Origin of the sequence: Methylosinus sp. KRF6, assembly GCF_018887255.1 — a bacterium.
In the GTDB taxonomy this organism is placed as follows: Bacteria; Pseudomonadota; Alphaproteobacteria; order Rhizobiales; family Beijerinckiaceae; genus Methylosinus; species Methylosinus sporium.
This window is the reverse complement of the sequence record NZ_JAHLJF010000001.1, coordinates 1,820,399-1,846,007: the sequence shown is the minus strand read 5'-3', so window position 1 is coordinate 1,846,007 and position 25,609 is coordinate 1,820,399. Positions and strand designations below refer to the sequence as shown.

Below are 25,609 nucleotides of genomic sequence, written 5' to 3'. Positions count from 1 at the left end.
GTGATATGTGAATCCGATAGCCTGCAAGCTATGGAATTCATTTTTTCACTCGCTCGTCTGCGCGGTCCAGCTCGCATGTTCGACGCCGGCGATCTTCTCGAGATCGGCGGCGACGGCGTCGAGTTCTTTGGGGTCGACGCTGGTCGAGGTCAATATTGCGATGAGCTCCACCTCCCCTTCGCCACGCTCCAATTCCTCGATTTCGCGCACCGGATAGTCCGCCGCTTCGAGCTTCTCGACCAGCAGATCGCGCAAGGCGTCGCGTCGCGTTTGCGAGACAGTGACATGCAGGCGGTAGATCGCCTCGGTGGCGCGCTCGTCGATCGGCGCGCGCTCGATGAGATGGACCAGCGGGCGCAGCAGCATATTGCCGGTCAGCGTGAAGATCGCCATCAATATCGCCTCCGCGGGGCGGTCGGCGCCGGAGAAGGCGCCCGTGACGGCCGAGCACCAGATGGTCGCGGCGGTGTTGAGCCCGCTGATGTTGGCGCCGTCCTTGATGATGACGCCGGCGCCCAGAAAGCCGACGCCGGAGGCGATATAGGCGAGCACCTGAGTGGCGCCGAGATTGCCGTTGAGCCGCATCCCCAGATCGACGAAGGCGGCCGCGCCGAGCGCGACCAGCGCATTGGTGCGCAACCCCGCAGTGCGTTGCCGATATTGCCGCTCGGCCCCGATCAGCGTGCCGAGAAGAAGCGCAACCAGAAGAGAAATCAAGGAATTGAGAAATTCCGGCGCGTTGAAGTTCGCAATGGCCGCCATTGTCCTGTCCGTGTCTTTGTCCGATAGGGCCCTCGCGCCGTCCATCGAATCAGAGTTGTCGATCTGTCACAGTTTCAGAGCATCGCGACAAATTTTACTCGCCGAATAATCGCTGTGATTGAATCTCCCTCGAAAAAGCTTAAACCAGAAAATGTTGTTGTTCCTAAAACTCAGGGGGAGATTCATGGAACGTCGGCAATTTGTGACTGCAATCGGCGCATTGGCCGCCGCTACCGCCGCCACGGGGACTTTGGCGGCCGAAGATCATGCGCATCATCATGGCGCCGCAAAATATAAGGCGCTGTTCGAGTCGAGCACCAAATGCGTGGCCGCCGGCGAGGAATGCCTGCGTCATTGCTTCGAAATGCTCGCCGCGAATGACGCCAGCATGGGCGCCTGCACCAAGTCCACCTTCGACGTCGTCGCCGCCTGCAAGGCCATGGCCTCGCTCGCGGGCACGAGCTCGACGCTCACTCCGGCCTTCGCCAAGGCCGTGGGGGAGGCTTGCCTCGCCTGCAAGAAGGAATGCGACAAATTCCCGAATATCGCCGAATGCAAGGCTTGCGGCGACGCCTGCAAAGCCTGCGCCGACGAGTGCCAGAAGGTCGCGGCCTAAAGGGAAAGGGCCCGACCGATGTGCGGGACGCGCCACGGCGCGTCTCGTTTTGGACGATCGGGCGATTATATTGAGCATAGCGCGCCGAAGCGGCCGAAGGCGCGAAATTTCGAGGCGAGATTTTCTCGGAGAGCCGGCCGAACTCCCATGTGAACTCCCATGTGTCGCTCGCGACACGGTCGAAAAATCTGCCATGTGTCGCTCGCGACACGTTCGAGACGGAGCCTGCAAAGTGACCGAGCGCGCGCCGGAAATCCTTTCGCACGAGACGCAGCCTCACGGCGTCCTGTCCTTCCTTCTGCGGCAATGGCCCTATTTCGCCATGCTGGGGCTGGCGCTGTTCGGCGTCGCCTATACGAGCATGACGCGCCAGGGCATGACGACCTATTGGATCGTGCTCGCGCCGATCTTCGGCCTGATCAGCATCGCCGCCGGCTGGCCGGAGGCGGAAAACGCCGAAGAAAAATGGCGGCTCGTGCGCACGCAGATTTTGCATTGGGGCGCGGTGCTCGCGGCCATGTGCCTCATCTTCATCGGCGATGTGAAGCAGATGATGAATTCCGACAGCAGCGCGCTCACCGTGCTCACTGTGCTGGCGCTCGGCTCCTTCACCGCGGGCATTCATGCGGAAGCTTGGCGCGTGTCGCTCGTCGGCCTGCTGCTCGGCCTCGCCGTTCCGGCGATCGCCTGGCTCGAGGAATCGACGCTGCTGATCCTGCTGATCGTCGCCGTGATCGCGGTTTTCGCCGCTTTCGTCCTTCTGCGGGACCGCCGGCCCTCGCTCACATAAAGACTTGTTTATATCTTTATTGCATCTGCTCCGCCGCCTTGCTATAGGCGGCCAGGCCTGCGCGCTCGCCTCAGCCAAGGCGAGACAACGCCTGAAGGGAGCGTCATGACCACCCATTTCAATGATTATGTCGTCGCCGACATCGGCCTCGCCGATTGGGGCCGCAAGGAACTGAACATCGCCGAGACCGAGATGCCCGGCCTCATGGCGACGCGCGCCGAATATGGTCCGTCGCAGCCGCTGAAGGGCGCGCGCGTCGCCGGCTCGCTGCATATGACCATTCAGACGGCCGTGCTGATCGAGACGCTGAAGGCGCTGGGCGCCGATGTGCGCTGGGCCTCCTGCAATATTTATTCGACGCAGGACCACGCCGCGGCGGCCATCGCCGCCGCCGGCACGCCGGTCTTCGCCATCAAGGGCGAGAGCCTCGAGGATTATTGGGACTACACCCACCGCATCTTCGAATGGGGCGACGGCGGCACGCCGAACATGATTCTCGACGACGGCGGCGACGCCACGCTGCTCATCCATCTCGGCCTGCGCGCCGAGAATGGCGACACGGCTTTTCTCGACAAGGCCACCAATGAGGAGGAGGAAGTCCTCTTCGCCGCGATCAAGAAGCGCCTCAAGGCCAATCCGGGCTTCTACAAGCGCAATGCCGAGGCCATCAAGGGCGTGACCGAGGAGACCACCACCGGCGTGCATCGTCTCTATGTGATGCACAAGGAAGGCAAGTTGCTCTGGCCGGCGATCAACGTCAATGATTCGGTCACCAAGTCGAAGTTCGACAATCTCTATGGCTGCCGCGAATCGCTGGTCGACGGCATTCGCCGCGCGACCGACGTGATGATGGCCGGCAAGGTCGCCTGCATCGCGGGCTATGGCGATGTGGGCAAGGGCTCGGCCGCTTCGCTGCGCAACGCCGGCTGCCGCGTGCTGGTTACGGAGATCGATCCGATCTGCGCCCTGCAGGCCGCGATGGAAGGCTATGAGGTCACGACGATGGAAGACGCCGCATCGCGCGCGGATATCTTCTGCACCGCGACCGGCAATGTCGACGTCATCACGACCGAGCACATGCGCGTCATGAAGGACCGCGCCATCGTCTGCAACATCGGCCATTTCGACAGCGAGATTCAGGTCGCCGGCCTGCGCAATCTCAAATGGCACAATGTGAAGCCGCAGGTCGACGAGATCGAGTTCGCCGACGGCAAGCGCATCATCCTGCTCGCCGAAGGGCGCCTCGTGAATCTCGGCTGCGCCACCGGCCATCCGTCTTTCGTGATGTCCGCTTCCTTCACCAATCAGACGCTGGCGCAGATCGAGCTCTACACCAAGCAGGGCCAGTATCCGGTCGGCGTCTACACGCTGCCCAAGCACCTGGATGAAAAGGTCGCCTCGCTGCATCTTTCCAAGATCGGCGTGAAGCTCACCAAAATGACCGAGCAGCAGTCCGCCTATCTCAACGTGCCGCAGAACGGCCCGTTCAAGCCGGAACATTATCGGTATTGATCCGGCGGCTCGGCGAAAAAGTTCAGGCCTCGCTCTCCGTGAAGAGGGCGAGGCCGTAATCCGGATATGCTTCCGGGCCGATCGCTCCGCGGCGCGAGAAGGATGCTCCACGCAGCGGCGCCCTTCGAGACGCGAAACGCCCCTTCGGGGCCTCGCCAGGACGAGGAGGCCGGCTCGCCGCGCGACAATACGCGGCAGAAATCCCCCGAGAGCCGCGTCTTTTCGAGCAAGATCAACGACTAGGAACTGTGACGCGATCCACCCCGTGCGCGATTTCGATTTTTTGTCGTACGTCTGCAATGTTCGAGGCTAAGCTGAGAGCCTGGACTCGTTCCTGAAGCGAGCCCTTCGATCTCGTGAGCGCAGCAGGAGATGCAGGCTGACGCTCATGGGGATGAGCACATGGACCGAGGTCCTCGCTCGAGCGCTCATTCAAGCGCCAGTCAGGAGAATAATATGAAGATCGATTTTCTAGGAGCGACCGCTCTGGCGACCTTTGTCGCTTTTTCAGCGTCGACGGCGCTCGCCGACACTGCGACATTTACCGCGGCGGCGCCTTTGACCGGGTGTCCCAACTGCACTGCGACGGACGGAACCGGCCTTGTCGTATCCGCCCTCGGTCATCTTCTCCCCAACGGTTGGGACGTGCGAACGGGAAACGGCGGGCTTTATTTCGCCAACCGCACCGGCGGCGTCTTTACGATTCCCGCTTCGAACTTCCCCGGCAAGTCCTTCGATTTGACCGGTCTGAAGCTGTTCGCCTATGGCGCCTCGAGCATGTCGACGCCCGTGACCTTTACTCTTTACGCTTATCATTTCGGCATTCCGACCGCAGACACGGTACTGGTGACGGTCGATTCACAAGCCATTCAGGACGTCACTCTGTCCGACCCTCGTCTGCAGAACATCGATACGCTCGTTGTTCGGTATGATCCGTTGCAGGTTCGGTACGTCTATTTCATCGAAACACGTTTTACACCTCACTAATTTCGGAGCGCTTGTTCGGGCTCGCATGATTCCGTGCGCGCTCCGACGTCGGGAAACGCCGCGAATCGAGCTTTCTGGAGAGGGCGCGATCTCGCGGCGACCCGGGGGGATGCGCGGATCATTCCAGCGCGGAGCATGACGACGCACGATCGAGCGGGCAAGGAGAAGACGATGGATCGCGCTCGAATGGGCGAGGTCGGAATCGCCTCGAGAAACGTCTCTCTCGCCACGCCTCGTCGTCGATAGAGCGCGTTCCGATCGAACGGAATCGTTCGATCGATCAGAATTCGCTCCAAACCAAAAATACTGTACCGGTCGAGGTCGCGAGCGCTTTCCATACCAAAATTGCTTTGAAAGACCGATGCGCCCGACGGTCGGCGCGGAACTGCGGCCGCGGCGAATTTTCCCCGCAGCAGCGCCGACGCCAGTTCGGCGAAACCCCTAGGCGGCAATCTCCCGGTCACGATCCGCGTTTCACTTTTCGACGGCGCGTTTTAGATTAGACGCGATTCGAGACGGCGCCACGGTGGCGCGCGGACGGCTTGCGGCGTTTGTTTGCGATGAGCCTTTGCAAATCGAACGTGGAGACCGGTTCGCATGTTTCACAATACGGCCTTCGGGCCGAAAGCGTTGCCGCCCGCCCGGAGTCGGGGAGCGTCGTCGCCGCTCGTTCGCGGCATGGCGCGCGGGCTCGCGACGGCCGGCCTATTGCCGCTCGGCGGGCCGGCGCGAGCGGAGACGCTCGCCGATCTTCTCGCCACCACCAATAATGCGGAATTCGTCAGTCTCGCTCTGACCGGCGGCCTCGCGCTTTTCGCCGTCGTCGTCGCTTTCACGCATCTCGGCGAGCGCAAGGCGTGGAGCCGCCGCGAGGCGAGGCTCGCGGCCGAGCTGGAAGCGACGCGCAAGCGGCTCGATCGCGCCGAGATTTTTCTCTCCAGCGAGCCGCAGCTCTTCGTCTCCTGGGACAATGCCGCCGGCGAGCCGGACATAGAGAACGGCCTCAATGATCCGGCCTTCGCGCGGCGCGTGCTCGCCTTCGGCTCCTGGCTCGGGCCGGAGGAGGCGGGCGCTCTGCAAGAGCGCGTCGATCGCCTGCGCCAGAATGGCGAGGGCTTTCATCTGTCGCTCGCCAGCCTGCAAGGCCGACGCTTCGACGCGGAAGGACGCGCCGTCGCCGGCCGCGCCGTGCTGCGCATACGTGAAGTCTCCGGCGAGCGGCTCGAGCTGCTCTCATTGCGCGAGCGCCACACGCGCAGCGTCGGCGAGGTGGAGACGTTGCGCGCTCTGCTCGAGGCGCTGCCGACGCCGGTGTGGATGCGCGACACGGAGGGTCGGCTCGTTTTCGTGAACTCCGCCTATGCGCATGCAGTGGAGGCGGAGAATTCGGCCGACGCCCTGCGGCGCCAGATCGAGCTGCTCGACAATGACGCGCGTCTGCGAGCGCAGACGGCGCGCGGGCGCGACGAGGTTTGGCGCGCACGCGTGACGGCGGTGGTCGCCGGGGAGCGGCATCGTCTCGATGTCGTCGAGGCGCCCTGTCACGGCGCCGGCGCCGCGCTCGCCATCGACCGCCAGGAGATCGACAAGACGCGCGCCGATCTCGAGCAGCAGATGCAGGCGCATTCGCGCACGCTGGATCAACTGCCCATCGCCGTCGCCATTTTCGATCGCGGCAAGCGTCTCGTCTATCGCAACGCAGCCTATGAGACTCTCTGGCCGCTCGACCGCGCCTATCTCGATCAGGGGACGAGCGACGGCGAGATTCTCGATCGTCTGCGCGCCGAGCAGCGCCTGCCGGTCGAAGCTGATTACAAGGATTGGAAGGCGCGCCTGCTCGAGGCTTATCAATCCTCGGAAGAGCATCACGAGCATGTCTGGCACATGCCGAACGGGCGCACGTTGCGCGTCGTGGTGAACGCCAATCCGCAGGGCGGCGTCACCTATCTCTACGACGATGTGAGCGAGCGCTATTTTCTCGAATCGCGTTTCCATGCGCTCGACCGAATGCAGAACGAGACGCTGGAGAATTTGCGCGAGGGCGTCGCCGTCTTCGGCGCCGACGGCCGCTTGCGCTTCTGCAATCCGGCCTTTCTCGCGCTCTGGGCGCTGGAAAAAAGCATTCTCGACGACAAGCCGCGTTTCGACGCCGTCGCCAATCTCTGCCGGCCGCTGCATCTCAACGAAGAGACCTGGAGCGAGCTGCGCGGCTTCGTCACCGGGCTGCAGGACATGCGGCAGGGCTTCACGCGGCGCATCGAGCGTTCGGACGGCGTCGTGGTCGATTGCACCGCGCAGCCGCTGCCGGAAGGCGCGGCGCTGCTCACCTTCGTCGATGTGACGGCGGGCGTGAATGTCGAGCGCGCGCTCACCGAGCGCAATCAGGCGCTGATCGCGGCGGAGAAGATCCGCAACGATTTCGTCCATCATGTTTCCTACGAGCTGCGCTCGCCGCTCAACAACATCATCGGCTTCATCCATCTGCTCGGCGAGAAGACGACCGGCGATCTCAACGCCAAGCAGCTCGAATATTTGGGCTATGTCGGCAAATCCTCGGCGGCGCTGCTCGCCATCATCAACGATATTCTCGATCTCGCGACCATCGACAGCGATGCCATGGAGCTCGAGCTCGAGGAGGTGGACGCGGCCGACGCCATGCGCGCCGCGGCGGAGGGCGTGCAGGATCGCCTCGCGGAGAACGACATAGAGCTGCAGATCGTCGCCACCGGCGAGGTCGGCCGCTTCCCCGGCGACGCCAAGCGCATCCGCCAGATCCTGTTCAATCTGCTCGCCAATGCGATCGGCTTTTCTCGGCCGGGACAAAGCATTACCCTCGCGGCGATGCGCCGGGAGGGGGAAATCGTGTTCAAGGTCGCCGATCGGGGGCGGGGCATCGCCCCGGAGGTCCTCGAGAAAGTCTTCGACCGTTTCGAGTCGCACACCTCGGGCTCGCGCCACAGGGGCGTCGGGCTCGGCCTCTCCATCGTGCGCGCCTTCACCGAGCTGCATGGCGGGCGCGTGCTCATCGATTCCGCGCTCGGCGAGGGCACCACGGTCACTTGCATCTTCCCGGCGCGCGAGAGTGGCGGCCAGCAGGGTCTCGCCCCGCGTGAAAAAGGACAGGCCTCATGAGTGAAGAGGCCGAATGGCTGATCGACGTCGCCGACGAGGCGCAGACCGCCGCGCTCGCCGCCAAGCTCGCCCCGCTCATTCGCGACACGGTGCGGCTCGTCACCCTCTCCGGCGATCTCGGCGCCGGCAAGACGGCCTTTGCGCGCGCGCTGATCCGCGCCCTGGCGCAGGATCCGACGCTGGAGGCGCCGAGTCCGACCTTCACGCTGATGCAGATCTACGAGACCCCCGGCTGCCGCATATTGCACGCCGATCTCTACCGCATAGCGGGGGGCGAGGCGGAGCTCGAGGCCATGGGCTTCGACGAGGCCAGCGAGGATGCGCTCGTGCTGGTCGAATGGCCGGAGCGCGCGCCGAGCCTTTTTGCCGGCGAGCGGCTGGAGGTACGGCTCTCCTTCGCCTCCCCGGAGACGCCCGACGCGCGCCGCATCGGCATCATCGCCCATGGCAGGGCGGCGGGGCGGCTCAAGGCCTTTCGGACCATGCGGGAGTTTCTGGAGCGCGCCGGCTGGAGCGACGCCGCGCGCGATTATCTGCAGGGCGACGCCTCCTCGCGCATCTATGAGGCGCTGCGCCGACCGGATGGCGCCCAGGCCATATTGATGATCTCGCCGGCGCGGCCGGACGGCCCGCCCATTCGCTACGGCAAGCCCTATAGCGCCATCGCGCGGCTCGCCGAGACAGTGAAGCCCTTCGTCGCCATGGCGGAGGCGCTGCGCGCGCAAGGCCTCTCCGCGCCGCAAATCTATGCTTATGATCTCTCGGCCGGCTTCGTGCTGCTGGAGGATCTCGGCCGCGACGGCGTCGTGGCCGGCGGCGCGCCGATCGCCGATCGCTATGTCGAGGCGCTGTCGGCGCTCGCGCCGCTCCATGCCCGCCGTCTGCCGGACGTTCTTCCGGTCGAAGGCTCCGGCCCTTACCACATCCCGCCCTATGATCTCGACGCGCTGCTCATAGAGGTGGAGCTGCTGCTGGAATGGTATGCGGCGCGGGTCGGCGGCGGCTGCATCTCGTCGGGCTCCAAGGCGACTTTCGTCAATCTCTGGCGCCAGGCGCTGATGGAGATCGTGATGTCCGCGCCGACCTGGACATTGCGCGATTTCCACTCGCCCAATCTCATCTGGCTGCCGGACCGCGAGGGAACCGCGCGCGTCGGCGTCATCGATTTTCAGGACACTGTGCTCGGCCATCCGGCCTATGACGTGGTGTCGCTGACGCAGGACGCGCGCGTCGACGTGCCGGACGAATTGGAGATGCGTCTTCTCGGCCATTATGCGCGCAAGCGCCGCGAGGCGGACCCGCTGTTCGACATGGCGGCTTTCGCGCGCGCCTACGCCATTCTCGGCGCCCAGCGCGCGACCAAAATCCTCGGCATTTTCGCGCGGCTCGACCAGCGCGACCACAAGCCGCAATATCTCGTCCATCTGCCGCGCGTGGAGACCTATCTGCGCAAGGGCCTGCGCCATCCCGCGCTCGCCGAACTCGAGGCCTGGTATGTCGCCAACCTCCCCGCGCTCTTCCGTGCCTGAGGCCGCTTTCGTCTTCGCCGCCGGGCTCGGCTCGCGCATGAGGCCGCTGACCGACCGGCTGCCCAAGCCGCTGGTCGCGATCGCCGGCGTCACTCTGCTCGATCGCACGCTGAACGCTTTCGACGAGGCCGGCGTCGCGACCGCCGTCGTCAATGTCCATCACCTCGCCGAACAGATCGAGACGCATCTCGAGGGCCGGCAGACTCCGCGCATAATCCTCTCGGACGAGCGGGAGAAGCTGCTCGACCAAGGCGGCGGGATCAGGAAAGCGTTGGCGCTGTTCGAGGGCCGCCCTTTCTTCATCGCCAATACGGACGCCTTTTGGATCGGCGCGGGCTGCGACAATCTGCAGCGCCTCGCCGCGCTGTGGAATCCGGAAATCATGGATATCGCTCTGCTGCTGGCGCCGCGACTGGGCAGCGTCGGCGTCGAATGGGACGGCGATTTCCACCGCGCCGCGGACGGGAGGCTGACGAAGCGCGCCGCCGGCGAGACGGCCGATTTCGTCTATGCCGGCGTCGGCGTCGTCAAGCCGCAATTGTTCGAGAGCGTGGAGCAGGAAGCGTTTCCGCTCGCGCCTTTCTTTTTCCGGGCGGCGGAGCAGGGACGGCTCTTCGGCGTTCCGCTCGACGGCAAATGGCTGCATGTCGGCACGATGGCGGCGATAGAGGAAGCCGAGCGCGCCGTCGCCGCGGCGGGCTGATCGCGCCGAATTCGTCGCAGCCGAAAGGCGACGACGCCAAGTCGAAGGAGACGGCGGGACCCGCCGGAATTTCTTTACCCCGATGCGTCTTCGCCGGCTCGGAGCGCGAAGACTCGGCTTTTTATGACTTCGAGAGCGTGGCATAGTCGATGCTACGCTCCAGCTGGATTCTGCCGCCCGCCACATTTTTGAAGCTCACGGGACCGTGAACCGCGATGATCGAATTGGCGCCGACCTTGTTTTTATTCGGCGCCTTCATGCTGTCGCTGCTGGGCGTCTTTCTCTATGCGATCTGGCGAGGAGACGAAGAGGCGCAAGAACTCTGGTGGTGGTCCGCCGTTTTCGCGACGGCCGGCGCCGCGGCGCTCACCTACGCCTTCCGCAACGAGGCCGAATGGCTGTCGATCATTTTCGGCAATGCGCTCAATATGTGGTCCTGCGGCCTGCTCTGGACGGGCGTCGTCGTCTTCGTCGAGAAGCCTGTTCGGCTGCCGCTCGCGCTTCTCGGCGGCGCGATCTGGATCGCCGGCCTCTGGCGGGCCGACCTCAACATGCGCATCGCCGAAACGGCGGCGATCTCGGCGGTCTATGAAGCCGCCGCCGCCTGGGAATTGTTCCGCTACAATCGGATCCGCGAGCAGCGTCTCGTCTCGTCGCGCGTGACGGCCTGGATCATCGCTCTCCAGGCCGCGCTCGATTTCGCGCTCGCGGTCGCCGCGCCCTTTCTCGTGGTGGACAATGAGAGCTTTCTCACCAGCCCTTACCTCAAGGCTCGTTTTCTCGAGCTCTCGGGCTTCGTCGCCATTCTCGGCTTTCTGGTGGCGACCCTCTCCAAGGAGCGCCTGGCGAGCCGACGAGAAGTCGCCGCGCTGATCGATCCGCTGACCGGTCTTCCCAATCGCCGCGCATTCGATCGCGCGGTCGAGCGCGCGAGGCGGGCGGCCACGCCGCGCGCCACGGCCGTGCTGGTCTTCGATCTCGACAATTTCAAATTCATCAACGATCGCTTCGGCCATGCGGTCGGCGACCGCGTGCTGGCGGCCTTCGGCGCCGCGGCGTCGCGAAACATCCGCGCCAACGACTTGCTGGCGCGGATCGGCGGAGAGGAATTCGTCGCCATTCTCTCGCCGGCCGACCGAACGAGCGCTTTGGCCATCGCCGAGCGCATTCGCGCGGCTTTCGTTCGCGAGGCGAAGCATCTCGCCGACGGCGCGGCGACGGTCAGCGTCGGCGTCACGGTCATAGAGGGTGAGACGCCCGATCTCGCCGCTATGACGCGCGTCGCCGACGACGCGCTCTATCGCGCCAAGGCGGAGGGGCGCAATCGCGTCATTTTCGCCGGCGAGCAGCATGAGCAGACGACGGTCGCCTCGCGTGCGTAACAGCGCATTAACCACAGCGCGTCCATAGTGCCCCTAAGTGCCGTGAGCCTCGCTGCGTGACGCGGCCGGCCGGCGCACGCCACGCAGTTTCAGGGCCTTCATGGGCGAGATTATCGAATCCATCGTGATCGGCGCGGGGCCTGCCGGCCTCACCGCCGCTCATATTCTGGCGAAAAACGGACGCGAGGTTCTCGTTCTCGAGCAGGACGAGACTTATGTCGGCGGCATCAGCCGCACCGCGAGCTACAAGGGATTTCTCTTCGACATAGGCGGACACCGCTTCTTCTCGAAATCGAAAGAGATCGTCGATCTGTGGGACGAGCTGCTCCCGCATGATTTCATCGAGCGGCCGCGTCTGTCGCGCATCTTCTATCGCGAGAAATTCTACGCCTATCCGCTGAAGGCCTTCGAAGCGCTGAAGAATCTCGGGCTCTTCGAGAGCGCGCGCTGCATGGCCTCCTTCGCCTTCGCCAAGGCTTTTCCGGTGAAGGAGCCGCGCTCCTTCCATCAATGGGTGCGCAATCAATTCGGCGAGCGGCTGTTCGGCATTTTCTTCAAGACCTATACGGAAAAGGTCTGGGGCATGAGCTGCGACGATATCTCCGCCGATTGGGCGGCGCAGCGCATCAAGGGCCTCAGCCTCGGCGCGGCGATCATCGACGGCTTGCGGCGCTCTTTGAAGCTCCGCAAATCCAGCAGCGCCGCGAAGACGCTGATCGAATCCTTCCGCTATCCGCGTCGCGGTCCCGGCATGATGTGGGAAGCCGCCGCGCGCAAGATGCAGAAGCTCGGCGGCCGTCTGCGAATGGGCTGCAAGGTCGAGCAGCTCGCCTTCGATGAAGCGAGCGGAATTTGGAGCGTCACGACGCGCGATTCGCAGGGCGCTGTCGAGACTCATCGCGCGCGCAATGTGCTCTCCTCCGCGCCGCTGCGCGAGGTGATGAATGCGCTGACGCCGACGCCGCTCAGCCTGTTCAATGCGCGCGCGCTGGCTTATCGCGATTTTCTCACCGTCGTGCTGATCGGACGGCCGCAGGAGGAATTCCCCGACAATTGGATCTATATTCATGATCCGTCGGTGAAGGTCGGCCGCGTGCAGAATTTCAAATCCTGGTCGCCGGAGATGATCGCCGATGACGTCTCCATTTGTCTCGGCCTCGAATATTTCTGCTTCGAGGGCGATGGATTATGGAACTCGGCCGACGCCGATCTCGTCGCGCTCGCCAAAGACGAGATCGAAAAGATCGGCCTCATGAAGGCGGAGGATGTGCGCGACGCCTGCGTCGTGCGTCAGGCCAAGGCCTATCCCGTCTATGACGATTCCTACGCCGCCAATGTGCAGGCCATTCGTCTCGAGCTCGCGGCGCGCTATCCCGGCCTGCATCTCGTCGGCCGCAACGGCATGCACAAATACAACAACCAGGATCATGCGATGATGACCGGCATGTTGACGGCGCTCAACATCATCGCCGGTCGCGCGGTCTATGACGTCTGGGGCGTGAACGAGGACGCCGAATATACGGAAGCCGGCGTCTCCGGCGCGGAGCAGGCCTTGGCGAGTGAGCGTCTCGTGCCGAAGCGGGTCGCTTGACGTGTCGACGCATCGCGTCTTCGCTGCGACGCGCTTGCTGCGCGATCTCGTCGCCTATGGGCTGGCGAGCGGCGCGGCGCTGGCGCTCGACTACGGCCTCATGCTGATCTGTCTCCAGACTCTCGGCACGCCCTATCTCGTGGCGGCGGCGATCGGCTTTTGCGGCGGGCTCGCGCTCGTCTATGCGCTCAGCATCGCAGCGGTGTTCCGCGATCGGCGCAGCGTGCGGCCGGCGTCGGAATTCACGCTCTTCTGCGTCATCGGCCTCGCCGGCTTGCTCGTCACCGAGGCGCTGATGCTCCTCCTCGTCGGCCGTCTCGGCTTCGATCCCGCCTTTGCGAAAATACCAACGGCGGGCGTCGTCTTCCTGTTCAATTTCACCGCGCGCCGCGCGCTTCTGTTCTCGGCGCCGGCCGCGAAGGCCGCTGCGTGAGCGCGCTCGCCGGCGAGGCGGCGGAGCTTCGCGCGCGCGCGCATCGGGAAATTCCGCTTCTCGCCGCCATTGTCCCGGCGCTCGCCGGCGCCGCGCTATTGACGCTCCCGCGCGCGCGCGCCGTGTGGAACGCTGGCGAATTCTACGATTCCGACGACGCCATGCGCGCCGTGCAGCTGCGCGATCTCCTCGCCGGCCAATCCTGGTTCGATATGACGGCGCGACGGCTCGATCCGCCGGACGGGCTCTTCATGCATTGGTCGCGCATCGTCGATACGCCGCTCGCCGCGCTCGATCTGTTGTTCGGGCTGTTTCTCGCGCCGGAGATGGCGGAGCGCGCGACGCGGCTCGCCTTTCCCTTTCTCTGCCTCGCTCTGCTCTTCGCGCTCGCGGCCTTTGTGGCGCGCGTCTTCGCCGATCGCTCGGCGCGATTCGCGGCGATATGGCTGGTGCTTCTTTCGGCCCCGATGTTCGTGCAATTCACGCCCGGCCGTATCGATCATCATGCGCCGCAGATTCTGCTGCTGATGGCGACTTTCGGCCTCGTCGCGCTCGGCCTCCATCCCAAGCGTCCTCTGGCGCTCGCGGCCGCCGCCGCGCCTCTTGCTCTGTCGCTCGCCATCAGCCTCGAAAATATTCCTTTCTTCATCGTGGCGCTCGCAACGCCGGCGATCCTCTTTCTCGTCGAAGGAAAGACCGCCGCGCGGAGATTGCTGTCATTCGCGCTCGGCCTGCTCGTCTTCGCGCCGCTGACTTTCGCGGCGACCGTCGCGCCCTCGCGCTATGGCCTCTCGGCCTGCGACGCCTATTCGGCGGTCCATATTCGCGCCGTGCTCGTCGGCGCGCTCGGCTTCGCGGCGTTGGCCGCCGCCGCGCCGCGCCTCGATACGCTTCCGCGCCGCATCGTTGGACTCGGACTTGTCGGCGCCGCGGCGCTCGGCGCTTTTCTCGCCAGCGCGCCGCATTGTCTCGGTGATCCGCTCGTCGCGCTCGATCCGCTGCTGCGCGATCTCTGGCTCTCCCATGTCACCGAGGCCAAACCGCTGAAGGCTTTTGTTTCTGATCCGGCGCTGCTGGTCTCCACCGCCGCGCCGGTGCTGCTCGGCCTCCTCGCCGCCACTGTCCTCGCTTGGCGCGAACGTGGCCTCGCGCGCGGGCGCTGGGCGATGCTCGCCGCGGCGATCCTCATCGGCTTTGCCGCGGCGCTCTGGCAGATTCGCGTCTTCTCTTCCGTAACGCCGCTGGCCATGGTCGCGCTCGCCGGCGCCGCCGCCGTTCTATCGGCGCGCCTCGCCGGCGTCACGCCGCTGCTGCGCTGGCTGACGATCGGCCTGCTCTGCCTCTTCGTTTCGCCCATGGGTCTCGCTCTGGCGCTGCAATCGGACGGAGAGGCCGCGCCGCGCGAGACCCGTCGCGCCTGCCTCGAGGCGAGCGCCTTTTCGGGCCTCGCGGCGCTGCCGCCGGCGCGCATCGTCGCGCCAGTCGATATGGGCGCGCATCTACTCGCCTTCACGCCGCATCATGTCTTCGCTGCGCCCTATCATCGCGACAATCACGGCAATCGCCTCGCGGTCGAGACTTTTCTGGCCGCGCCCGCGGAGGCCGAGCGTCTGCTGCGCGCCGCCGGCGCCGAGCTGCTGCTCTGGTGCGACGGCGGCGAGACCGGCAACGCCCTCATCGAACGCGCCCCCAATGGGCTGGCGGCCGCCCTCGCGCGCGGCGAGAGCCTCTCCTTTCTCGAGAAAATCCCACTCGAGCGCTCGCCTTTCCATGTTTTCGCCCTGCGTCCTGCGCAATAATATCCGACGCCCACAACAGGAATCCGATACCGCCCATGTCCGCATCGCTGATCGATCGCCGCCGGCTTCTCCTCGCCGCTTCCAGCCTGCCCTTCGCCCGGCCGTCCTTCGCGCAGCAGCCGCAGGAGGCGGAGGAGGATCTGCAAGTGCGGATCGAGAACCGATCCACGCCCGAGCTCTGCGCCGAGAAGGACAATATCGAGCTGGATTTCGTCTCGCCGCAGGTGCGGCGTATGCGCGTGCAGGCGGTTCATCCCTCCTATATCGGCATGATCGGCTCCGATCGTTGGGCGCCGGATTGGACGAGCTGCGATCTCTCGCACGACCCCAAATTCGCCGCCGACGCGCGCCGCCTCACCTTTTGGGAGACGCCGGAATTCTGGCTCGTCGGCTATACTTTCCCCTCTTTCTGGCGGCCCAATGACGTGCCCGTGCGCGTCGGCGACCGGGTGGAGAAGGGCTTTCATCTCGTGCAGCTGTGGATGACCTATCGCGAGCGCGCGGAGGAAATCCTGGTCTTCTACCCGCCGGACGGCTATTGGCGCGCGCGCCCGCTGCCTTTCGAGGATATGCGCTGGACGGCCTATGGCTCCTCCTTCCTCATCGGCCCGGTGGAGGTGCAGGAGCGCCCCATCGTCGCGCTGAAGGAGATCGTTTTCGATCCGCAGACGCGCAGCTTCACCCTGCGCTTCCGCCGCGGCGGCGAGGCGAAGATTCGTCTCGGCTCCATCGATCAGGATCGCATCGTGCTCGACGTCTCCTATAGCGACGGAATGCCGGACGGCCTGCCCTTCGCCTCACTGCGGTCCATGTACACCACGCAATCGATGAGCGACGCGGCGCTGGTCGCCTGGCGCACCAAGCGCGGCATAGGCTGGCAGGAGGCGCCGGTCATCGGCTTTCCCGGCGCGCCGGCGACGGAGATATGGCTCGGCCGGCATATGCCGTCGCGGCACAATCTCTCGGCGCCCGATATGGTGTTCGGCAAGTTCCAATCGACGGCGGCGACGGCGGTCAAATGACCGCGCGGCTCCTGTGGCTGGACGTCGCGCGCGGCCTCGCCGTGCTGGCGATGTTGGCCTTTCACTTCGGCTGGGACCTCGGCCATTTCGGCCATATCGATCCCGAGATTCCCTATACGGACGCCTATAAGGCGTTCGGCCATGCGATCGCGGCGAGCTTTCTCTTCATCGCCGGGCTCTCGCTGACGCTCGCGCATGGGACGGTTTTTCGCGCGCGCGCTTATTGGCGCAGGCTCGCCCTGCTCGTCGGCGCCGCGCTGCTGGTGAGCGGCGGGACCTATATCGCTTTCCCGTCGAGCTTCGTCTTTTTCGGCATTCTGCATTGCATAGCCGCGGCGAGCCTGCTCGCCCTGCCGTTTTTGTTTCTGCCCTGGCCGGCGGCTTTCGCCGCGGGCTTCGCGCTGGTCGCGGCGTCCTTCTTCGCGCGCGCCTCTGTCTTCGATACGCCTTGGTTCTGGTGGACGGGGCTTTCGACCTTCGAGCCGATGACCAATGATTATCGCCCGCTCGCGCCTTGGGCGGGCGCGCTGTTCGTCGGCGTCGGCGCGGCGAAGCTGGCGCGTCTACGCCCGGCCGCGGTCGCCAATTCGCCGCACAACATCGCAACGCGCAGCGTCGCCTTTCTCGGGAGGCATAGCCTCGCGCTCTATCTCGTCCATCAGCCTTTGTTCTTCGCGGGCTTCACCGCCGTCGCCATGCTGACCGCGCCGATGCACAATGCGCGTTTCGAGGAAGCCTGCCGCGCGCAATGCGTCGCCTCGGGAGCGAGCGCTCAGAAATGCGAGACGGCTTGCGATTGCGCCGCGCGCGAGGCGGCGCGAGAAGATGCGTTGCCCGACGCTGCGACCGACGAAGGCCGCGCGCGTCTCGAGCGCATCGCGCGCGCCTGCGTGATAAAATAGTTTTTGTTCAGGACCGTCATTGCGAGCGGAGCGAAGCAATCCTTCAGCCGTGACGCGGCCCCTGGATTGCTTCGTCGCTGCGCTCCTCGCAATGACGGAAAAGTACGGGGCGCTCTCGCGCCGCCCTCAATCATTCGGCGCGAGCATATTCTCCGGCCGCACCAGCGCGTCGAATTCCGCATCCGTCACCTTGCCGGACTTCAACGCCTCCTCGCGCAAAGTCGTGCCATTGTGATGCGCGGCGCGGGCGATCTTGGAGGCGGCGTCATAGCCGATCTTGGGCGCGAGCGCCGTCACCAGCATCAGCGAGCGCTCCAAGAAATTCTTGATGTTCGCCTCGTCGGGCTCGATCCCGTCGATGCAGCGGGTGATGAAGCTGTCGATGCCGTCGGCGAGCAATATCGTCGATTCGAGCAGCGCCGCGGCGATCACCGGCTTCAAGACGTTCAGCTCGAGATGGCCCTGCGAGGCGGCGAAGGTGATCGTCGCATTATTGCCGAAGACGCGCGTGCAGACCATGGTCAGCGCTTCGACCTGGGTCGGATTGACCTTGCCCGGCATGATCGACGAGCCGGGCTCGTTCTCCGGCAATTTCAGCTCGGCGAGGCCGGCGCGCGGGCCGCAGCCGAGCAGGCGAATGTCGCAGCCGATCTTATAGAGGCCGGCGGCGAGCGCATTCAGCGCGCCATGGGCGAAGACCGCGGCGTCATGGGCGGCGAGCGCCTCGAATTTATTCGGCGCCGTCTTGAACGGCAGGCCGGTCTGCGCCGCGATTTTGGCCGCGACGGCCTCGGCGAAGCCTTTGTAAGTGTTCACGCCCGTGCCGACGGCGGTGCCGCCCTGGGCGAGCAGGAACAAATCCTCGAGACCCTGGCGAATGCGCTTGGCGCCGAACTCGGCCTGCGCCGCATAGCCGGAAAATTCCTGGCCCAGCGTCACCGGGGTGGCGTCCTGCAAATGGGTGCGGCCGATCTTGACGATATGCTCGAAAGCCTTGGACTTGGCGACCAGCGCCGCGTGCAGCCGCTCCACCGCCGGCAGCAGGCGCTGCGAAATGGCGATCGCCGCGGCCACATGAATGGCGGTGGGGAAGCTGTCGTTGGAGGATTGGCCGAGATTGACGTGATCGTTCGGGTGGACCGGCGCCTTGGCGCCGCGGCCGGCGCCCAGCGCCTCATTGGCGCGATTGGCGATCACCTCATTGACGTTCATATTGGACTGCGTGCCGGAGCCGGTCTGCCAGACGACGAGCGGGAAATGCTTGTCGAGCTTTCCGTCGATCACGTCGCGGGCGGCGGCCGAAATGGCGGCGGCGACGTCGCTCTTCAGCAAGCCTTTCTCGAGATTGGCCTCGGCGGCGGCGAGCTTCACCCGCGCCAGCGCATGGACGATCTCGATCGGCATCCGGCCGACGCCGATCGGGAAATTCTGCCGCGACCGTTCCGTCTGAGCGCCCCAATAGGCGGAGGCGGGAACCTCTATGTCGCCGAAGGAATCGCGCTCGGTTCGGAATTCGGTCTTCTCGGTCATTGGTCTCGCTCGCGGAAAATTGTCGGGCTCGAGCTTCCCTATGGGGCATTTCCGCCCGTCTATCAATCATTGCCCGTGCGCGGGAGAATCGACTGATCGCCGATGTAATAGGAATCGCCGATGTCGCTGGTCGAGCGCAGCGCCAGAACCTCGGCGAGGCGATTGCGCGCGCGATTGACGCGGCTCTTCATCGTGCCGGGCGCGCAATTGCAGATGCTCGCGGCTTCCTCATAGGAAAGGCCCGAGGCGGCGACCAGGATCAGCGCCTCGCGCTGGTCCAGCGGCAGCTTCTGCAGCGCGCTGCGAAAATCGAGAAAATCCATATGCGCGTTCTGCGCCGGCAGCGAGACGAGCCGCGCGGCTATGGCGCCGTCCGGGTCGGGCGCCTCGCGGCGCCGCTTGCGATAGTCGCTGTAGTGGATGTTACGGAGAATGGTGAACAGCCAGGCCGTGAGATTGGTGCCTTCGGTGAAGGAGGCGAGGCTGCTCCAAGCCTTGACCAAGGTCTCCTGGACCAGATCGTCGGCGCGGTCGGCGTTGCCGCAGAGCGAAACCGCGAATGCGCGCAGATTGGGGATCGCCGCGACGAGATCGGCTTTGGTCCCCTTTCCTTGGGCTTTCGCCGCTTCGAATGTCGACACTATCCCTCCCCGGGCGCCTTCGACCGCTGCGGGGATATCGGGTCGCTCTCGAGCCTGTTCAAGAGCTCTAGGAAACGATCCGGAATAGGCTGATTGAGGATGTCGTCGTAAAGACCGCGGAGCTGCTCGCCGATCTGCTCGCCGACGTCATTGTGCGGCGGCGTCTCGGAGTCCGGCTGCGCTTCGGCGGGCCGCGCCCGTCGCGGGCGGTGGGAGCTCAACACCACCAGCCCTTCGCCATCGTGCGGCGGCGGCGCGAAAACGCCGTCGCTGATCCTGTCTTCCATGTTCGGAGATTCGCTCGTGCTCGAGGCGGCTGCAATGGACTTCCGGCTGCTTTTTCCCATCTGCTCCTCGAGAATTCTCGTGAGGCCCGACTCTGGCGAGCGGACGCGGCCGCGCTAGTACTGCATTGCGGCGACCAACTCACAACGCTTAATTTTACCAATTCGTTCCCAAATATAACGCGACGATTTGACGCAGCAGAACGCGCCATGATGGCGCGACATTCGCAACTCGCAAACGAGGGACATGATGTCCATTTCTCAGGCGATTCTAAGGCATGTGCCCTATTTGCGGCGCTTCTCCCGCGCTCTGTCGGGCAGCCGCGAAGGGGGCGACGCCTATGTGCTGGCGACTCTCGAGACCGCCGTCGCCGATCCGACCCGCCTCGTCGCCGACGAGGATCTGAAAATCTCCCTCTATCGGCTGTTCCTGGAAATTTGGACCTCGAGCCCGATCAATGCCCATACCGACCACTCCGGGGTCGCGCCCGGCGATGAGGCGAGCGCGCGGCGCAATCTCGACGCGATCTCGCTACAGCCCCGCATCGCCTTTCTGCTCCATGCGCTGGAAGCTTTCTCGCTCGGCGAAATCGCCCGGGCGCTCGCCGTCTCGGAGGCGCGCGCGGCGGCGCTCATCGACACGGCGAGCGTCGAGATCGCCGGCCAATTGGCGACCGATGTATTGATCATAGAAGACGAGCCGCTGATCGCGCTCGATCTGCGTGGGCTGGTCGAGGAACTCGGCCATAACGTCGTCGCTGTGGCGCGCACGCATAAAGAGGCGGTCGAGGCCATATCCAAGACTCCCCCCGGCCTGATTCTGGCCGATATTCAACTGGCGGACGGCAGCTCGGGGCTGGAGGCGGTGAATGAAATATTGGGCTCGCTCTCGACCCCGGTGATTTTCGTGACCGCCTATCCCGAGCGGTTCTTGACCGGAGAGCCGCCGGAGCCGGCGTTTCTCATCGCCAAGCCTTTCAGCGTCGACAGTCTGAAGGCGATCATCAGCCAAGCTTTATTTTTCGACAGACGGTCCCATCTCAAATACAATGATAAGCACAAGTGAATAATTAGACCATAGCGAAGGTAATGGCTACTTTTCGTACGTAAAGACCACAGGCCGAATTGCGGCAAAAAAAACTTCTATCCGAAGCGAATAGAGCGCAACCTTGTCTTGACTCGGGCGTTGACTCCCGGGGGACAAGAGAAGGTAGACAATATGACGGCGATCCATGAACCGAAAAAGTCGAACCGTGGCTTTGCTTCGATGGACCCTGAGAAGCAGCGGGCGATCGCGCGCAAGGGCGGCCAGAACGTCCCCGATGAAAAGCGCAGCTTCTCACAGAACCCCGAGCTCGCGGCCAAGGCCGGACGCAAGGGCGGGCAGAGCGTCGACCCGACGAAGCGGAGCTTTTCCCGCGATCACCAGCTCGCGTCCGAGGCCGGACGCAAGGGCGGCCACGCCTCCCACAGCAAGCCGAGAACAGCCGCGGAGTAATCCGCGGCCCTTTCTCTCGCCGTAAATCGCGGCCGGCTGACGTCAGCGGCGTGAAAAGCCTCAGGCGGCGTGGGGCGTAGAGGTTTGCGCGATGATCGAGTAGAGGGCGGAAGCGTCCCTCGTCGCGCGAATCGTCGCGACGATCGATGGATCGCGCAGCACGCGCGCCGCGCAGGCCAGCGCTTTCAAATGATCGGCGCCGGAGGCTTCCGGCGTCACCAGAAGAAACACCAGATCGACCGGCGCGCCATCGAGCGCGTCGAAGTCGATCGGCCGCTCGAGCCGCGCGAAAATCCCGAAAATCGTCTTGATCCGCGCCAGCTTGCCATGCGGAATGGCGACGCCGTCGCCTATGCCCGTCGAGCCGAGGCGCTCGCGCTGCAGCAGCGCGTCGAAGATCTCGCGGGCCGGCAGACCGGAAATCTCGGCCGCCTTCTCGCTCAGCTCCTGGAGCGCCTGCTTCTTGTTGTTCGCCTTGAGCGAGGGAATGACCGCTTCGGTGGAGAGCAAATCCGCGAGCCGCATGTGGCGTCTATCCCATTCGAGGCCCTGTCCGGGCCGAGCTCCGCCGCCGCGCGAATCGCGGCGCGCCAGGTCGCTGTTCATCAATGGACGCATCGTGTCGCGCTGTCGCGACGCGGCCCGTTGCGGCGGCCGAGGCCGTTCTCCGGGCCGCAGAGCGAATTCCAATCGCGCAAAATGAGCATGGCCGCCCTCACAGCTGCATCCGATCTAATGGCAAGATATATGCCGCCTATTCGCCGCCCGGCGCATCGATCCAGCCGATATGGTCGTCGTTGCGTCGGTAGACAACATTGAGCCGACCCGTATCGGCGTTGCGGAAAACGACGACCGGCGCGCCGGTCAGATCGAGGTCCAAAACCGCGGCCGAGACCGTCAGCCGACGCAGCCGCGACGTCGCCTCGGCGACGATCGTCGGCGCGAATTCCTTGGGCGCGTCCTGCTCCTGATCCGGCGCCTCGAGCACATAGCTCTGCGCCACCTCGCCCTCGCTCTCGCGCGGGCCGTGATGGTCTTTCAGCCGGCTCTTGTAGCGGCGCAGGCGCTTTTCGATGCGCTCGGCTGCCTGATCGAAAGAGGCGTAGGGTTCCTGCGCGCGGCCGTCGGCCTGCACGTCGATTCCCGCGAGATGCAGGCTGCAATCGGCGCGAAAGCCAGAGCCTTCCGGCGAAATCGTCACATGTCCGCCGAGCTCGCCGTCGAAATATTTGCGGGCGGCCGCGGTCAGCCGCTCGGCGACGTGAGTCCGCAAGGCTTCGCCGATATTGATGTTCTTACCGGACACTCGCAGCGACATATCGGGTCTGCCCTCGTCCATTGGAGCGCTCGCGCCGGACGCGGCAGCACTTCCCTTTTAAAAAATCCCATGATGGCTTCGTGAGCGTCGCTTTCGACCGTCCCCCTACGGTCTTCGCCGCGGCGCCGGCGAAATTCCTGGTCCAGCGTCCGAGCGTCACTCTGCCGTTCGAACGTGGCGGAAGACGGGCCGAGGAGGCGTTCGCGCCCGGCCCGCTTCGGCGACAGGCTCTAAGTGGACCGGCGATCGAAGTCAATGGGCGAGCGGTTTGTTCATTCCCACGGCGCCGAGGCGCCTCCGTTTTGATACGGAGCCGAAGGTCTGCGCGATCCGAGCAAAAGGGCGCCGTCATTCCCGGCAGGCCCGACGCGCGCGCGTCGACGTTCCGCCTCTAAAGCGCCGGCGCGCTCTCCCGCGCCATCGCCTGCTTGGCGCGGCGGCGGTCGACGGATGACGGAATGCGCAGGCTGTCGCGATATTTGGCGACGGTGCGCCGGGCGATGTCGATGTCGATCTCTTTCAGACGCGCGACGATGGCGTCGTCGGAGAGTACGTCGAAAGGGCTCTCCTTGTCGATCATCTGCTTGATCTTGTAGCGCACCGCCTCGGCCGAATGGGCTTCGCCGCCGCTCGTCGTGGCGATGGAGGCGGAGAAGAAATATTTGAGCTCGAATATGCCGCGCGGCGTCATCATATATTTGTTCGAGGTGACGCGGGAGACGGTCGATTCGTGCATTCCGATCGCGTCGGCGATGGTGCGCAGATTGAGCGGCCGCAAATGCTCCACGCCTTTGGCGAGGAAGGCGTCCTGTAGCCGCACGATCTCCGAGGCGACCTTCAAGATCGTGCGTGAGCGCTGCTCGAGGCTCTTGGTCAGCCAATTGGCGTTCTGCAGGCAGCTCGAGATGAAGGTCTTGTCGCCGTCGCGCTTGGCGCCGGCGCTCACCTTCGCGGCATAGGAGTGGTTGACCAGCACGCGCGGCAGAGCGTCGGAGTTCAGCTCCACCATCCAGCCGCCGTCGCTCGCCGGCCGCACGATGACGTCGGCGACCAGCGGCTGGATCGGCGCGCCGCCGAAGGCGCGGCCGGGCTTGGGATCGAGCCGGCGAACCTCCGACGCCATATCGGCGATGTCGTCCTCGTCCACGCCGCAGAGCCGCGCCAGAGCGGAAAAATCGCGCTTGGCCAGCAGCGGCAGATTGGCGACGAAGACCTGCATGGCCGGATCGAAGCGGTCGCGCTCGCGCAGCTGAATGGCGAGACATTCCTGCAGGTCGCGCGCGCCGACGCCGGAAGGATCGAAGCTCTGGATCACCGCCAGCACGGCGACGGCGCGATCGGGGTCCGCCTCGAGCCGCGCGGCGATCTCGGCGATGTCCTCGCGCAGATAGCCGGCCTCGTCTATCGCGTCGATGATGGCGTGGCCGATCAGCCGGTCGCGCGGATCGGCGGAGGCGAGGGCGAGCTGCTCGGCGAGATGATCGTGCAGATTGGCGTCCGCGGCGACATAGGCCTCGAGATTGGGCGTCTCGCCATCGCCGCCGACGCCGCTGGCGCCGGTCCAGGAATTGGCCGAGAGGCCCGCGCCCTCGAGCGAGCCGGACGTATCGGCGCCGGGACGCTGACCCTCGAGCTCGAAGGCGTTGCCGATCTCCGTGCCGAGCTCGGCCGCCAGCTGGCCGGCGTCCACCGCGAGGCTCTCCTGCGCCCAATCGCCTTCGCGCGGCTCGCCGACCCCGTCGAAACTCGCCTCGCCGCCATCGCTGTCGCTGCCGCGCTCCTGCGGGGCGTCCGGGAAATCGTCGGCCTCCACCGCCTCGAGCAGCGGATTTCGTTCCAGCTCCTCATGCAGGAATGCGGAAAGTTCGAGATTGGAGAATTGCAGCAGCTTGATCGCCTGCAGCAGCTGGGGCGTCATCACCAGGGCCTGGCCCTGACGCATCATTAGTTTGGTGGAAATAGCCATTTTCCGCCTACTCGAAACTTTCCGCCTGCACGCGCGGCATTGCGCCGTCGCAATGGCTGTTCTCGGCCTGTTTCTTGCTTATAGCATGGGGAAGAATTTGGCGCAGGACCATTTATTCGGCGCCCCCCGGAAATTCCGCCTAGCGGTTAATCGCCGCGACGCTTCCGGTCCGAAATCACATCCTGAAATCTTCGCCGAGGTAGATGCGCCGCACATCGGGGTGCGCGACGATTTCCTCGGGCGTTCCTTCGGTCAGGACATGGCCGTTGTAGATGATGTAGGCGCGGTCGGTGAGGCCCAATGTCTCGCGCACGCTGTGGTCGGTGATCAGCACGCCGATTCCGCGCGCTTTCAAATGCCGCACGAGGTCCTGAATGCCGCCGACGGCGATCGGATCGATGCCGGCGAAAGGCTCGTCCAGCAGCATGAAAGAGGGGCGTCCGGCCAGGGCGCGGGCGATCTCGCAGCGCCGCCGCTCGCCGCCCGACAGCGCCACCGCGGGCGAGCGGCGCAGGCGCTCGAGCTTGAACTCCTCGAGCAGCGCATCGAGCTCCTGCTCGCGCAGGCGCTTGTCCGGCTGGGTGATCTCCAGCACGGCGCGAATATTGTCCTCGACTGTCAGGCCACGGAATATCGACGCTTCTTGCGGCAGATAGCCGATGCCGAGCCGCGCCCGCCGATACATGGGCAGGCCGGTGACGTCATAGCCGTCGAGCGCGATGACGCCGCGATCGGGCTTCACCAGCCCGGTGATCATATAGAAAACCGTGGTCTTGCCGGCGCCATTGGGGCCGAGCAATCCCACCGCCTCGCCGCGCGCCACATGCAGGCTCACATCCTCGACGACGCGCCGGGTCTTATAGGCCTTGGCGAGATGCTGGATCGCCAGCACGCCCTTATGCGCCGCGGCTGCGGATTCCTCCCCTTCGTCGGCGCCTAAATTTTCGGCGCCGCCCCCCGTCCAAGGCGCGTTTTCGGGGTCGGATTCTGCGGAAAAGCGCGGCGACGCCCTCCCTCCGGCCGGCGGCCGTCGCAAGCGCAGGCGCTCGGCGATCCGGCTCAGCAGGCCGGGTCGCGCGTCGCTCGCGGATGGGTAGGAACGGAAGCTCAAGTCTGGCGCCCTGGAGAAGAGAGACGGACAGCGAAGATCGCGCGCCGCCCCGCCGCGATCCTAAGCCTTACCGAGCAAAAACCATCGTTACTTTTTTGCAA

General features: G+C 64.9%; 23 protein-coding genes. 15 read left to right on the top strand and 8 right to left on the bottom strand.

Going from position 1 to position 25,609, the window contains the following annotated elements:
- Positions 1-45 precede the first annotated feature (45 nt).
- A complete protein-coding gene (locus tag KP010_RS08860) occupies positions 46-762 on the bottom strand; it encodes an MgtC/SapB family protein (protein ID WP_108915485.1) in 717 nt (238 codons plus the stop codon).
- A gap of 184 nt (positions 763-946) precedes the next feature.
- Here KP010_RS08860 and KP010_RS08855 point away from each other — a divergent pair, with 184 nt between their 5' ends.
- The 13 genes from KP010_RS08855 (at position 947) to KP010_RS08795 (ending at position 17,160) form a co-directional block, all read left to right on the top strand.
- A complete protein-coding gene (locus KP010_RS08855; protein ID WP_142862897.1) occupies positions 947-1,378 on the top strand; it encodes a four-helix bundle copper-binding protein in 432 nt (143 codons plus the stop codon).
- Positions 1,379-1,610: 232 nt separating this feature from the next.
- Positions 1,611-2,168: a hypothetical protein gene (locus KP010_RS08850; RefSeq protein WP_166141055.1), complete on the top strand. Its 558-nt coding sequence runs from the start codon at positions 1,611-1,613 to the stop codon at positions 2,166-2,168.
- A 105-nt stretch (positions 2,169-2,273) separates the two neighbouring features.
- Positions 2,274-3,680 carry an adenosylhomocysteinase gene (gene ahcY, locus KP010_RS08845; RefSeq protein WP_108915488.1) on the top strand — a complete coding sequence of 469 codons (1,407 nt, stop codon included), beginning with the start codon at positions 2,274-2,276 and terminating at the stop codon, positions 3,678-3,680.
- 456 nt (positions 3,681-4,136) lie between these two features.
- Positions 4,137-4,667, top strand: a complete 531-nt coding sequence (locus KP010_RS08840) for a hypothetical protein (protein WP_142862900.1) — start codon at positions 4,137-4,139, stop codon at positions 4,665-4,667.
- A gap of 597 nt (positions 4,668-5,264) precedes the next feature.
- On the top strand, positions 5,265-7,799 hold the full coding sequence (locus tag KP010_RS08835; protein WP_216280744.1) for a PAS-domain containing protein: 2,535 nt from the start codon (positions 5,265-5,267) through the stop codon (positions 7,797-7,799).
- Positions 7,796-9,328 carry a tRNA (adenosine(37)-N6)-threonylcarbamoyltransferase complex ATPase subunit type 1 TsaE gene (gene tsaE / locus KP010_RS08830; protein WP_142862902.1) on the top strand — a complete coding sequence of 511 codons (1,533 nt, stop codon included), beginning with the start codon at positions 7,796-7,798 and terminating at the stop codon, positions 9,326-9,328. The genes KP010_RS08835 and tsaE overlap by 4 nt, the downstream gene beginning before the upstream one ends.
- Complete coding sequence (locus tag KP010_RS08825; protein WP_142862903.1) at positions 9,294-10,031, top strand: nucleotidyltransferase family protein; 738 nt, start codon at positions 9,294-9,296, stop codon at positions 10,029-10,031. Before tsaE ends, KP010_RS08825 begins: the two co-directional genes overlap by 35 nt.
- A gap of 215 nt (positions 10,032-10,246) precedes the next feature.
- Positions 10,247-11,413, top strand: a complete 1,167-nt coding sequence (locus KP010_RS08820; protein WP_142862904.1) for a diguanylate cyclase — start codon at positions 10,247-10,249, stop codon at positions 11,411-11,413.
- A gap of 100 nt (positions 11,414-11,513) precedes the next feature.
- Positions 11,514-13,004 carry an NAD(P)/FAD-dependent oxidoreductase gene (locus tag KP010_RS08815; protein WP_142862905.1) on the top strand — a complete coding sequence of 497 codons (1,491 nt, stop codon included), beginning with the start codon at positions 11,514-11,516 and terminating at the stop codon, positions 13,002-13,004.
- A 1-nt stretch (position 13,005) separates the two neighbouring features.
- On the top strand, positions 13,006-13,437 hold the full coding sequence (locus KP010_RS08810) for a GtrA family protein (protein ID WP_142862906.1): 432 nt from the start codon (positions 13,006-13,008) through the stop codon (positions 13,435-13,437).
- Complete coding sequence (locus KP010_RS08805) at positions 13,434-15,236, top strand: hypothetical protein (protein ID WP_142862907.1); 1,803 nt, start codon at positions 13,434-13,436, stop codon at positions 15,234-15,236. Before KP010_RS08810 ends, KP010_RS08805 begins: the two co-directional genes overlap by 4 nt.
- Before the next feature lie 35 nt (positions 15,237-15,271).
- On the top strand, positions 15,272-16,258 hold the full coding sequence (locus KP010_RS08800) for a hypothetical protein (RefSeq protein ID WP_142862908.1): 987 nt from the start codon (positions 15,272-15,274) through the stop codon (positions 16,256-16,258).
- Complete coding sequence (locus KP010_RS08795) at positions 16,255-17,160, top strand: heparan-alpha-glucosaminide N-acetyltransferase (protein ID WP_142862909.1); 906 nt, start codon at positions 16,255-16,257, stop codon at positions 17,158-17,160. The genes KP010_RS08800 and KP010_RS08795 overlap by 4 nt, the downstream gene beginning before the upstream one ends.
- Positions 17,161-17,286: 126 nt before the next feature.
- Here the strand turns inward: KP010_RS08795 and fumC are convergent, their stop codons facing one another.
- From fumC to KP010_RS08780, 3 genes are all read right to left on the bottom strand, one after another.
- Entirely contained in the window at positions 17,287-18,690 is a 1,404-nt protein-coding gene (gene fumC, locus KP010_RS08790; RefSeq protein WP_142862910.1) for a class II fumarate hydratase, read from the bottom strand.
- Between the two features lie 62 nt (positions 18,691-18,752).
- Positions 18,753-19,331, bottom strand: coding sequence for a sigma-70 family RNA polymerase sigma factor (locus KP010_RS08785; protein WP_142862911.1), 579 nt, complete (start codon positions 19,329-19,331; stop codon positions 18,753-18,755).
- Positions 19,331-19,618, bottom strand: a complete 288-nt coding sequence (locus KP010_RS08780) for a NepR family anti-sigma factor (RefSeq protein ID WP_108915503.1) — start codon at positions 19,616-19,618, stop codon at positions 19,331-19,333. Before KP010_RS08780 ends, KP010_RS08785 begins: the two co-directional genes overlap by 1 nt.
- A 247-nt stretch (positions 19,619-19,865) precedes the next feature.
- Here KP010_RS08780 and KP010_RS08775 point away from each other — a divergent pair, with 247 nt between their 5' ends.
- Both KP010_RS08775 and KP010_RS08770 read left to right on the top strand, forming a co-directional pair.
- Positions 19,866-20,681 (top strand): response regulator, encoded by an 816-nt coding sequence (locus KP010_RS08775; RefSeq protein WP_142862971.1) that lies wholly within the window; start codon positions 19,866-19,868, stop codon positions 20,679-20,681.
- Between the two features lie 153 nt (positions 20,682-20,834).
- Positions 20,835-21,113, top strand: a complete 279-nt coding sequence (locus KP010_RS08770) for a general stress protein (protein WP_108915625.1) — start codon at positions 20,835-20,837, stop codon at positions 21,111-21,113.
- Positions 21,114-21,173: 60 nt separating this feature from the next.
- Here the strand turns inward: KP010_RS08770 and ptsN are convergent, their stop codons facing one another.
- The 4 genes from ptsN to lptB form a co-directional block, all read right to left on the bottom strand.
- Positions 21,174-21,638, bottom strand: coding sequence for a PTS IIA-like nitrogen regulatory protein PtsN (gene ptsN, locus KP010_RS08765; RefSeq protein WP_108915626.1), 465 nt, complete (start codon positions 21,636-21,638; stop codon positions 21,174-21,176).
- Between the two features lie 229 nt (positions 21,639-21,867).
- A complete protein-coding gene (hpf, locus tag KP010_RS08760; RefSeq protein WP_108915627.1) occupies positions 21,868-22,431 on the bottom strand; it encodes a ribosome hibernation-promoting factor, HPF/YfiA family in 564 nt (187 codons plus the stop codon).
- 391 nt (positions 22,432-22,822) lie between these two features.
- Positions 22,823-24,397 (bottom strand): RNA polymerase factor sigma-54, encoded by a 1,575-nt coding sequence (gene rpoN / locus KP010_RS08755; protein ID WP_108915504.1) that lies wholly within the window; start codon positions 24,395-24,397, stop codon positions 22,823-22,825.
- A gap of 175 nt (positions 24,398-24,572) precedes the next feature.
- Positions 24,573-25,508 carry an LPS export ABC transporter ATP-binding protein gene (gene lptB / locus KP010_RS08750; protein ID WP_244594529.1) on the bottom strand — a complete coding sequence of 312 codons (936 nt, stop codon included), beginning with the start codon at positions 25,506-25,508 and terminating at the stop codon, positions 24,573-24,575.
- Positions 25,509-25,609: the final 101 nt, after the last annotated feature.